The organism is Pseudomonas sp. SDO5522_S412 (assembly GCF_054071215.1).
This window is the reverse complement of record NZ_JBSVWQ010000024.1, coordinates 41,339-51,023: the sequence shown is the minus strand read 5'-3', so window position 1 is coordinate 51,023 and position 9,685 is coordinate 41,339. Positions and strand designations below refer to the sequence as shown.

General features: G+C 54.1%; 11 protein-coding genes, 1 tRNA gene and 1 pseudogene. 9 read left to right on the top strand and 4 right to left on the bottom strand.

Features of this window, described 5'->3' with window-relative positions:
- Nucleotides 1–214: 214 nt before the first annotated feature.
- From ACW9I6_RS08400 to ACW9I6_RS08370, 7 genes and pseudogenes are all read left to right on the top strand, one after another.
- Nucleotides 215–291: transfer RNA gene (locus ACW9I6_RS08400), tRNA-Met, on the top strand.
- Nucleotides 292–456: 165 nt separating this feature from the next.
- Nucleotides 457–1,680, top strand: coding sequence for a tyrosine-type recombinase/integrase (locus tag ACW9I6_RS08395; protein ID WP_457339174.1), 1,224 nt, complete (start codon nt 457–459; stop codon nt 1,678–1,680).
- A gap of 247 nt (nt 1,681–1,927) precedes the next feature.
- Nucleotides 1,928–2,245, top strand: a complete 318-nt coding sequence (gene tnpA / locus ACW9I6_RS08390) for an IS66-like element accessory protein TnpA (protein WP_221602303.1) — start codon at nt 1,928–1,930, stop codon at nt 2,243–2,245.
- Complete coding sequence (gene tnpB / locus ACW9I6_RS08385) at nt 2,218–2,541, top strand: IS66 family insertion sequence element accessory protein TnpB (RefSeq protein ID WP_457339173.1); 324 nt, start codon at nt 2,218–2,220, stop codon at nt 2,539–2,541. Before tnpA (ACW9I6_RS08390) ends, tnpB (ACW9I6_RS08385) begins: the two co-directional genes overlap by 28 nt.
- Before the next feature lies 1 nt (nt 2,542).
- Nucleotides 2,543–2,818 (top strand): annotated as a pseudogene (locus ACW9I6_RS08380) (transposase domain-containing protein); the annotation flags it as partial.
- 74 nt (nt 2,819–2,892) lie between these two features.
- Nucleotides 2,893–3,363, top strand: a complete 471-nt coding sequence (locus ACW9I6_RS08375; protein WP_457339172.1) for a bifunctional diaminohydroxyphosphoribosylaminopyrimidine deaminase/5-amino-6-(5-phosphoribosylamino)uracil reductase RibD — start codon at nt 2,893–2,895, stop codon at nt 3,361–3,363.
- Nucleotides 3,364–3,594: 231 nt separating this feature from the next.
- On the top strand, nt 3,595–4,242 hold the full coding sequence (locus tag ACW9I6_RS08370; protein ID WP_457339171.1) for an HAD hydrolase-like protein: 648 nt from the start codon (nt 3,595–3,597) through the stop codon (nt 4,240–4,242).
- Between the two features lie 286 nt (nt 4,243–4,528).
- Here ACW9I6_RS08370 and ACW9I6_RS08365 read toward each other — a convergent pair whose 3' ends face one another.
- The 4 genes from ACW9I6_RS08365 to tnpA (ACW9I6_RS08350) form a co-directional block, all read right to left on the bottom strand.
- Nucleotides 4,529–4,972: an NUDIX hydrolase gene (locus ACW9I6_RS08365; RefSeq protein ID WP_457339170.1), complete on the bottom strand. Its 444-nt coding sequence runs from the start codon at nt 4,970–4,972 to the stop codon at nt 4,529–4,531.
- 60 nt (nt 4,973–5,032) lie between these two features.
- Nucleotides 5,033–6,643: an IS66 family transposase gene (tnpC, locus tag ACW9I6_RS08360; protein ID WP_457339169.1), complete on the bottom strand. Its 1,611-nt coding sequence runs from the start codon at nt 6,641–6,643 to the stop codon at nt 5,033–5,035.
- Between the two features lie 61 nt (nt 6,644–6,704).
- Complete coding sequence (gene tnpB, locus ACW9I6_RS08355) at nt 6,705–7,040, bottom strand: IS66 family insertion sequence element accessory protein TnpB (RefSeq protein WP_457339168.1); 336 nt, start codon at nt 7,038–7,040, stop codon at nt 6,705–6,707.
- Entirely contained in the window at nt 7,037–7,369 is a 333-nt protein-coding gene (gene tnpA, locus ACW9I6_RS08350; protein WP_457339167.1) for an IS66-like element accessory protein TnpA, read from the bottom strand. Before tnpA (ACW9I6_RS08350) ends, tnpB (ACW9I6_RS08355) begins: the two co-directional genes overlap by 4 nt.
- Before the next feature lie 148 nt (nt 7,370–7,517).
- Between tnpA (ACW9I6_RS08350) and ACW9I6_RS08345 the strand changes: the two genes are divergently transcribed.
- Both ACW9I6_RS08345 and ACW9I6_RS08340 read left to right on the top strand, forming a co-directional pair.
- The gene (locus ACW9I6_RS08345; protein WP_457339166.1) at nt 7,518–8,135 is read left to right on the top strand and encodes a hypothetical protein; all 618 of its coding nucleotides are present in this window, start codon (nt 7,518–7,520) and stop codon (nt 8,133–8,135) included.
- A 267-nt stretch (nt 8,136–8,402) separates the two neighbouring features.
- Nucleotides 8,403–9,553 (top strand): IS3 family transposase gene (locus tag ACW9I6_RS08340; RefSeq protein WP_143007115.1). Its coding sequence is split into 2 segments (ribosomal slippage): nt 8,403–8,637 and nt 8,637–9,553, totalling 1,152 coding nucleotides; the frame shifts between segments, so codons are not numbered across the junction.
- Nucleotides 9,554–9,685: the final 132 nt, after the last annotated feature.

Sequence of the window (9,685 nt, the reverse complement as noted above, 5' to 3'; positions counted from 1 at the left end):
GCGGTGGACCAGCCAATACCTCTGCTGACTGACACACCGCATTCGCGAGCAAGCCCGCTCCCACCTTTTGATCTTCGCTGCCTTGGGACCTGCGCAAACCCCAACCGCTCGTCACCAAACCCGGTGTTTCCCGTTAAACAGTTGATAGCGTAGATAAATTTTCAAAAAAAGCGCTTGACGCATTCCCGTTCTCCGCGAATAATGCGCGCCACTTGGCTACATAGCTCAGTTGGTTAGAGCATAGCATTCATAATGCTGGGGTCCGGGGTTCAAGTCCCTGTGTAGCCACCAAGTACCGATCCATAGGCGTCTACAGCAGTCTATGAATCACCTCAAGAAGCCCGCCTCGTGCGGGTTTTCTTGTATCTGGACGTCCAAGCTGATCCACCTACATCCTTCACATCTTGTATGCCTCCATGTATGCTTCAATAAAAATTGAACTGGAGGCATACACGGATGAAACGCAGCGATATTAAACGCCGTCCTCTCTCCGATACCGCACTAGTCAATCTCGCTCCCGAAGCAGGGGCCTACCGTGAGCTAGACAGCTCGGGGCTGTATTTCAGAGTAAAGCCTAACGGGCAGAAATCGTGGGAGTTTCGCTATAAGAAGCCCGACGGCAAATGGTCGTGGCTCGGGCTTGGCGGTTACCCAGAAGTCAGCGGCGCGCTTGCTCGGCAAAAAGCTGCCGAATTGAGATCGGATGGAGCAGAAGGCAAAAATCCGATAGCCGCCAAGAAAGCTAGAAAAGCTGCGGAGATAGCAGCAACAAACGAAACCTTTGAAGCCTTGGCTCGTGAATGGCATACGTCTCGCTTGGCTGGCTGGGATGTCGGCACAGCAAAAAGAGTCCTTGGAGCCTTGGAACGCCACGTGTTCCCTCTTGTCGGAAAACGTCCTTATGTCTCCATCATGTCGATGGAATGGATGGAGCTTTTGAGAGGGCTCGAACGTCAGGGAATCCTCGAGCAGATGAGTCGCGTGAGGGCTTACTGCAAAGACATCTACGACCTGGCTCGCGTAACCGGCAGGGCGATGAACAACCCCTTAGAGGGGGTCCATAAATTTCTGTCATCGGGAAAGGCAGAGAACTACGCTCATGTCTCCCTGGAAGAACTTCCCGCATTGCTCAGAGCAATACGATCATACCCACACGCCAGGGATGTCCAGCTTGGCCTCCAACTACTTACTCTCATGGCTGTCCGCCCCAGCGAGCTTCGAGAGGCATACTGGGCTGAGTTCGACTTTGACAAACGGCTTTGGACCATCCCCGTTGAACGCAAAGGCCGTAAAAAAGGGCGTGAACACCTTGTACCACTCTGCAAGCAGGCACTAAGCGCTCTTACTGAACTACGGAAAATCACGGGAGCGTACCCATTGCTGTTCCCTGGTCGAAGTGATCGAACCAAGCCTCGCAGCGATACCGTTTTTCTGATGGCGCTAAGGCGCCTTGGTTACGAAGGACGACAGACCGGACATGGCTTCCGTCATATTGCAAGCACCGTACTCAACGAGCACGGTTTTCCAGCGGATCACATTGAAGCCCAGCTCAGTCACAAGCCGTCAGGTGTCCGAGGGATCTATAACAAGGCTCAGTACCTGGAGCAACGTACGACAATGATGCAGTGGTACGCCGATCATCTTGACGGGCTTGAAACAGGAAATATCAGAGCCGTATAAAACTACGGCCTCTTAGCTTCTTGCCAATGAAGAGCGTCCGCAGAGCGTCCTGATAGGCTTAGCTTGAAGTCGACCATTTAGGTTGCGGGATGCCACTGCTTGGTGAGCATTTATCCAAATTGAGCTGACTGTCAGCTTTAATACTTTGTAAGCGCCCGGCGAACACACCTTCAAAATCCCAGCATTAAGGACGATCGTGTCCGCGTATTTTTAAGCGGACGCGATCGCCCTTATCGCCAGGATTTCCATGCGCCAACGAAGCTCTTACCCCAAACCATTCAAAGCCCAGGTCGTCCAGGAATGCCTCCAGCCCGGAGCGACGATTTCCAGCGTAGCCATCCATCACGGCATCAATGCCAACGTGATCCGCAAGTGGCTACCGACCTACCGGGATCAATCGCCTGCAACCTTGCCGGCTTTCGTTCCGGTAAAAGTGGTACCAAGGCGAGCATCAGAAGAGATGGTGATCATCTCGCTACCTCTGGGTGATAAATCTATCACCGTAAAATGGCCAGCCTCGGATCCGGACGGCTGCGCGTGTTTTATTCGTGGCCTGGCCCAATGATTCGCGTCGATGCCATCTGGCTCGCCACCGAGCCTATGGACATGCGCGCCGGCACTGAGACTGCGTTGGCCCGAGTGGTCGCGGTGTTCGGTGCGGCGAAGCCGCACTGCGCTTACCTCTTTGCCAACCGCCGGGCGAACCGCATGAAAGTCCTGGTGCACGACGGCGTCGGTATCTGGCTGGCTGCACGGCGCTTGAACCAAGGTAAGTTTCATTGGCCAGGCATCCATCGTGGGACGGAGGTCGAACTCGACCCCGAACAACTTCAAGCGCTGGTACTTGGATTGCCCTGGTAACCTGGAAGATGGTGCTGTGCCCATCGACAACAATCAAATCGAGAACCTAATCCGGCCATGGGCGCTTGGGAGGTCGAACTGGTTATTTGCCGGGTCGCTGCGCAGCGGCAAGCGGGCGGCGGCGATCATGAGTCTGATCCAGTCGGCGCGACTCAATGGGTATGATCCGTACGTCTACTTGAAAGATATTCTCGTGCGTATGCCGACGCAACGAGCAAGTGCAATTTCGGAGCTGCTGCCGCATAAATGGACGCCCGCGCAGTATCGCGGCAAGTAGATAGTTTCACGGGTACAGCGATACCTAATTCAATGTGCCAAGATTCGGCCACCAAGGATGAGTACCAATCGAATATGACTAGTCTTACCTCTGATGCCGATTTCATGCGGCTTGCTCTTGCCCAAGGGCGCTTAGCCTTACCTGACTGCCTTCCAAACCCGCCAGTAGGTTGCGTGCTGGTAAAGGACAACGTGGTGATCAGCCAAGGCCATACAAAGGCACCTGGGCTCTATCACGCGGAAGCGGTGGCGTTAAGCCGATTAGCGAATGACTGCTCCGGGGTGACTGCATTTGTCACGCTTGAGCCATGCTCTTTTCATGGCCGAACTCCGTCATGCGCTCGGGCACTGATAAACAGCGGGGTCGATAAAGTTTTTGTTGGGTTGCTTGATCCCGATCCGAGAAACTCGGGAGCGGGCATAAGAATGCTACGAGATGCAGGCATTACAGTCGTTGTCGGCTTACTGGCGGAGGAGGCTGCTGAGGACTTAGCTGGTTTTTTGGTAAGCAATTCCGGTGAATCGTCGGATCGCAACGATCAGTAAATCGTTAGCACCTCAGCGCAAGGTGGGATGCCGGGAGGGTTATTCTGTATTGGCAGTACCTTACACATGGATCGATTCTTTTGCTAACACGGCAGGATCCTCAAGCGCCTTCCGACGCACCGGGCGAGAGAGATCGAGCATCTGCGTCTGCATAAGTGGCAGTTGGTTTAATCACGCAAGACACTATGCCTGGCGCATACCCCAGCAGCGCACAGTACGACAAAGGAAGCTATGAAAAATCTGATCTTCGACCTAGACGGCACTCTCGTTGATTCCGCACCAGGTATCGTCGTCAGCCTGACACACGCCGTTCGGGCTCTAGGCCATGACTTCACACCCTATGCCGGAATCACGCACCTCTTGGGGCCGCCGATGAGTCAGGTAATGGCGCAGCTGCTAGAGCCTTATGGAGATGACCGGATCGACCAGGGCGTCGAGTTGTACCGGACACATTATGGGCAGTACGGCATCACTGGATCATTGGTTTATACCGGAATTAGACAAGTTATTGATTCGCTGGTTACACAAGGATATGCGTTGCATGTTGCTACCTCTAAGCGTCAGGGGTTTGCCGAGCGCATTCTGAGCGATACAGGGCTGCGAGGGCATTTTCAAAGCGTTTTCGGTACTTCGCCGGACGGTAAACTGGACGACAAATCCCGCTTGCTGGATACAATGCTGGCGTTAAAAGCGATCCGTCCTAAATCCGCCTGCATGATCGGCGACAAACGCGACGATATTATCGCCGCCCATCAAAACGGATTACTTGCCATTGGCGTCCTTTGGGGCTACGGCACCCGCACAGAGCTGATTGAGTGCGGTGCCGACAAGCTAGTCGAGCAACCGGCCCATTTGCTGGATGCAATCCTAAAAGATTGAGGTGCAAGACCTATGAGCCAGACGCTCCCCAGCTCTTAAATTTGTCAGCGCCGGCGAATTAATTGACCAGTCCGGAAAACTGAGGTGGGCACCATTGTCTTGTTGTTTGGACTGTAGAGGCGAATTCGCCGGACGCTTACGATCGCGTTCGCTAAAAAATACGCGGACACCATCGCTCTTAATGCTGGAGTTCGGTAGGTGACTTGTAAGCGTCCAGCGAAATCGCCTTGACGCAGTCAGTTAAATAGGCAACACGAATGGATACCCGTGAAAAAGAATGAAGTTATCAGTCCCAGCCGTATTCTGAGTACAGATTCTGAGCAATAACGCACTGTATAGCTTGCCGAACATAGGGAATGGTCTCGGCAGGAAGCACGGTGATTGGACACCACTGAAGATCGCTGTGTTTTTCGGGCTCGCACAGAGTAGGGATACCTTCCCATTCTGTAGCTTGAAAAAAATGTCCTAACCACGTCCGCCCTTCAGTTTTGCTGTGGAGAGTGTGAGCATAGTGCAAGTTCTCCGGGGAGATCTGAACGCCCACCTCCTCATTCGCCTCACGGATAGCCGCAGCAGCTAGTGTTTCACCAGCGTCAAGCCCACCTGCCGGGATGCTGAATGAGCCATCCATCCAACCAGTGCCACACCGTCTAAGCATACAGATTTCGCCATCTCTTATGAGCATGACGAATACAGACACTGATAGCTGATATCGGACTCTTTCATTCATAACAAGCTCCATCGGATACACTATAAAATGTAAGGGTGCTCGGAATATACTTCACACAGGTCAGCCCGGCATCCACTGGTGCGGCAGTAGCTGATCGATTTCACTGGCCCGCTGTGTTGGCAATCGGGTTAGCACGTCCTTGAGATACGCGTACGGGTCATGCCCATTCAGCCGCGATGACTGGATCAGGCTCATGATCGCCGCCGCTCGTTTGCCGCTGCGTAACGATCCTGCAAAGAGCCAGTTCTTGCGTCCAAGAGCCCAAGGTCGGATCTGATTCTCGGCCCAATTATTATCAATGGGTACGGCCCCGTCATCGAGGTAGCGCGACAGCGCTGCCCAGCGTTTCAAGCTGTAATCGAGTGCTCTGCTGATGGCTGAGCCTTCGGGCACAAGATCGCGCTGGGCAATCATCCAGGCATTCAGCTTTTCCATCACGGGGACGGCTTTTTCTTGCCGTATCCGGCGTCGCGCATCCGGCTCAAGATCGCGGACTTCGCTCTCGATTTCGTACAACAACTGGATATAACGCAGGGCTTGCTCAGACAGCGTGCTTTTGTTCGTGGCATGCAGTTCAAAGAATTTGCGGCGCGCATGGGCCATGCAACCGATTTCGGTCACGCCAAGTTCGAAGCTGGCTTTATAACCGCCAAAATCATCACAGACCAGCTTGCCTTTCCAGTCTTGCAGGAAGTTTCGGGCGTGCTCTCCGGCACGACTGAGGCTGAAGTCGTAAACCACTGCTGCCACGTCTGAGAACTGGCTGGTCGCATAGGCCCAGACATAGGAACGGTGAGTCTTCTTCGTTCCCGGCATGAGCATCTGCACCGCTGTTTCATCGGCATGAATGACCTGCTGCCCGACTACCACGTCGCGCAGCGCATCGACCAGCGGCTGCAATTGAACCCCGGTCACGCCCACCCATTGCGCCAGGGTTGAGCGTGGAATCGCCAGGCCCGCTCGACCGAAGATCGATTCCTGACGATAGAGCGGCAGATGGTCAGCAAACTTGGCGATCATGACGTGGGCCAGCAGGCCCGCAGTCGGGATGCCCTTGTCGATGACCTGCGCTGGAACGGGTGCCTGGATCAGTGTTTCGCAGTCATCGCAGACCCATTTGCCACGCACATGGCGCTCAACGGTGAACACGCCGGGCGTGTAGTCCAGCTTCTCGCTGACGTCCTCGCCGATGCGCTTGAGGGCGCAGCCGCATGGGCAGTGAGTGTTGTCCGGTTCGTGATGGATCAGTGTGCGTGGAAACTCAGCCGGTAATGCGGTGCGCTTGGGCTTCTGCTTTTTCTCGGCGGGAGTTATCACGGCCTGCAAGCTTTGAAGCTCTGCTTCAATCGCTGCGATATCGGTGTCGATCAGGTCATCGAGCAAACTGGCCTGCTCGGGATTCATCCGCTCACTGCGTTTGGCAAACTTCAAACGCTTGAGTTGTGCGATCTCGTGGGTCAGTTTCTCGATCAGCGTTTGATCACGGTTGATCTTCTTGCCCATCGTCTCAACGGTTTTACCCATCGTCTCAACTTGTTGGTCGAGCGTTTCTACCGTCTTGCCCAGCGTGTCGACCTGGTGGTCGAGCGTCTCGACACGCTGCATCAACTGCGCCGCCAAGGCGCGCAGTTGTTCAGGGGGCAGGTGATCGAGATTGGGCAGCGAAGTCATGGGGCCGATTTTGCCAGAGCAGGCAATTCCCGGCGATAGATCGATAGGCTAATGGCAGCCATTAAAGCAGTGTGATCGAGCCTCCAGAACCTGCGCGCTGCCATGGCAGACCCAGCACTAATGCCTGAAGTTGCTCGGTATCCAGCTCCATCTCAGAACCGTGGCGAACGCCAGGCCAGTGAAACTTGCCTTGGTTTAACCGGCGCGGTGCCAGCCATATCCCGAAGCCGTCATGCACCAGCACTTTCATGCGATTGGCGCGGCGGTTGGCGAACAGATAAGCACAGTGCGGCTGCGCCGCACCGAACACCGCTATCACCTTGGCCAATGCCGTCTCGGTACCGGCGCGCATGTCCATCGGCTCGGTGGCGAGCCAGATGGAGTCGATGCGAATCATCGCAGAAGGTCTCGGAGAAAGGTCGAGCAGGCAGCAGCATTTTCAGTGGGCCAGTTCACCGTGACGGTGCCGCGCGGGTGCTGTATTTCAACGCAGATGTTCGATGATGCTGGGTGCAAACTTGTCCCGGCCAACGGCACGGGTAACGGAATAAATGCAGGTTGCAGCGCTGTGCTTTTCTGCGATTGCAGACGAATCCATTTGTGGACGAGGTTTGCGTTGAGGCTATGGTTGAGTGCGATGCTGGCAATCGAAGCACCGGGCTGGGCACACTCTTGAATGACCTGGGCTTTGAAGGACTTGGAGTAGGAACGGCGTGTTGGCTGCATGAAATACCCGCTTAAAAGGCTAGAACTGGTGTCCACTTAAATTTAAGTGCACACCATGTCTTGGCCTTGCGGGGCTGGGTAGATGACTTGGCCGGACGCATACGGTGACTTGGCCGGACGGTTACCAATTAACGGAGTAGTCATAACGATGATTTTGGTTGTTGAAGGAATCAGCGCCAGCGGAAAAACGACTTGGTGCGCTAAGCATGGAGGGCAACATGTCATTCCTGAAAACGGCCGTTTTGAAAACGAGCCGGATCGGATAAAAGATCCAGTCGGAGCAGCAACTTTTTGGGCAGAGCGAAACGTGGATCGCTGGCAAAAAGCGTTGGCTATGGAAGACATTTCTTCGTGGGCTTTGTGTGACAGCGACCCTCTCAAGCTCCACTACATTTGGAGCCTTTGGCAGATCGGAGAGGCGAGCGAACACAACTGGCGAATAGAGTTGGACGCCACAAGAGAAACAATCGCACAAGGACGTATTGGCTTTGCTGACTGTTACATTGTTGGCCGCATAGATCCTCAGCTCGCGCGAGAACGAGCAAAAGCAGACACCACCCGCCGACGGAGTGGATTCGAGCTACACGTGCGCCTCCAACAAGCTCTGCTGACCTGGTACTCAGCTATGGATAAAGTGCTTCCCGGTAGAGTGCGATTCGGGTTTTCTTCAGAAATGCCAACCTTGAAAAGCCTTGATGGAAGATATGCGGTGGCGACCTTTGATCAAATGATCGCATCGCTTCCACGACCTACTCACATATCTTAGCGAGACGAGGCCTTATTGAAGTTGAAAGCGGATAGATGTGAGGGCGAAGTAAAGATGTGTTCGCCATCCGCTTACGCCGCCGCCGCGTGGCATGCGCACCTTTAAGCACGGGCGCAGAAACAACGCTATGTCGAACTTGGACTTCATCGCCGACCTCCGATGTAGGCACTCACCACATCGATGCGGTTATGTCCCAACTCATGACTGAATCGCCCCTAGTTTCGTAGACACCTCCAAGCCTTAAAATGAGGCCCATTAGGAGGTGCCATGAGCAACCAGCGTTATCCCGAAGAATTCAAAATCCAGGCGGTCAAGCAAGTGACCGAAAAGCAGCTTCCTGTCTCGGAGGTGGCTGCACGATTGGGTGTGTCCGTGCACAGCCTCTATGCCTGGGTTAAGCGCTACACCAAGCCCCAGGAACAGCGCGTTGAAGAGGATGATCAGAGCGCAGAGGTTCGTCGTCTACGTGCCGAGCTGAAACGGGTCACGGAGGAGCGAGACATCTTAAAAAAGGCCGCCGCGTACTTTGCCAAGGAGTGCGGCTGAAGTACGCCTTTATTAAGCAGCAAGCGGATCACTACGCGATTCGACGGCTTTGCCTGACGCTCAAGGTTCATCCCAGCGGCTACTACGCGTGGCTATCAGAACCAAAATCTGCGCGAGCCAAGGACGATCAGCGACTGCTTGGGTTGATCAAACACTCCTGGCTGGAAAGCGGTGGTGTTTATGGCTATCGCAAGATCCATGATGACCTGCGAGAGGTTGGAGAGAGCTGTGGCCGTCACCGGGTGGCTAGGTTGATGCGCATTGAAGGTTTACGTTCTCAGACTGGGTATCGACGGAGGCCGGGAAAATATGGCGGTAAACCAGCCGTTGCCTCACCGAACTTACTGAAGCGCCAATTCGATGTCAGAGAACCCAACAAAGTCTGGGTCACAGACATTACCTACATCCGAACATATGAAGGCTGGTTGTATTTGGCCGTGGTGCTCGATCTGTTTTCACGCCAGATCATTGGTTGGTCAATGAAGTCGCAGATGACCAGCGACGTAGCCATTGATGCACTGCTGATGGCGGTTTGGAGACGCAAGCCGAAGCAAGAGGTGATGATCCACTCGGATCAAGGAAGTCAGTACAGCAGCTCAGACTGGCGAAGCTTCTTGAAAGCTAACAACCTGGTAGCCAGCATGAGTCGTCGAGGTAACTGCCACGACAACGCTGTGGCGGAGAGCTTTTTCCAGTTGCTAAAGCGGGAACGGATCAAGCGTAAAATCTACACTACACGCCAGGATGCTCGGGATGATGTGTTCGATTATATCGAGATGTTTTACAACCCAAAACGACGCCACAGTTTCAACAATCAGCTGTCACCGGTAGAGTTTGAAAAGCGTTACGCAGCGAGCCTGGAGAGTGTCTAGAAAACCCGGGGCGATTCAGTGCGGCCTCAACGTTCGAATACGCTATAAGTTTACACATCTTCGCGCAGAGGGTTGCGGCCTCCTTTCCGTCAATTTGGGAATCAACAAAATTAATATTTTCAAGCTCAATCG

What these genes read in the sequence shown, in the direction of transcription:
- ACW9I6_RS08375 (WP_457339172.1), top strand. Translation starts at nt 2,893, where the DNA reads ATGACTAGTCTTACCTCTGATGCCGATTTCATGCGGCTTGCTCTTGCC.
- ACW9I6_RS08345 (WP_457339166.1), top strand. Translation starts at nt 7,518, where the DNA reads ATGATTTTGGTTGTTGAAGGAATCAGCGCCAGCGGAAAAACGACTTGG.
- ACW9I6_RS08395 (WP_457339174.1), top strand. Translation starts at nt 457, where the DNA reads ATGAAACGCAGCGATATTAAACGCCGTCCTCTCTCCGATACCGCACTA.
- ACW9I6_RS08365 (WP_457339170.1), bottom strand. Translation starts at nt 4,972, where the DNA reads ATGAATGAAAGAGTCCGATATCAGCTATCAGTGTCTGTATTCGTCATG.
- tnpA (WP_221602303.1), top strand. Translation starts at nt 1,928, where the DNA reads ATGCGCCAACGAAGCTCTTACCCCAAACCATTCAAAGCCCAGGTCGTC.
- tnpA (WP_457339167.1), bottom strand. Translation starts at nt 7,369, where the DNA reads ATGCAGCCAACACGCCGTTCCTACTCCAAGTCCTTCAAAGCCCAGGTC.
- tnpC (WP_457339169.1), bottom strand. Translation starts at nt 6,643, where the DNA reads ATGACTTCGCTGCCCAATCTCGATCACCTGCCCCCTGAACAACTGCGC.
- ACW9I6_RS08370 (WP_457339171.1), top strand. Translation starts at nt 3,595, where the DNA reads ATGAAAAATCTGATCTTCGACCTAGACGGCACTCTCGTTGATTCCGCA.
- tnpB (WP_457339168.1), bottom strand. Translation starts at nt 7,040, where the DNA reads ATGATTCGCATCGACTCCATCTGGCTCGCCACCGAGCCGATGGACATG.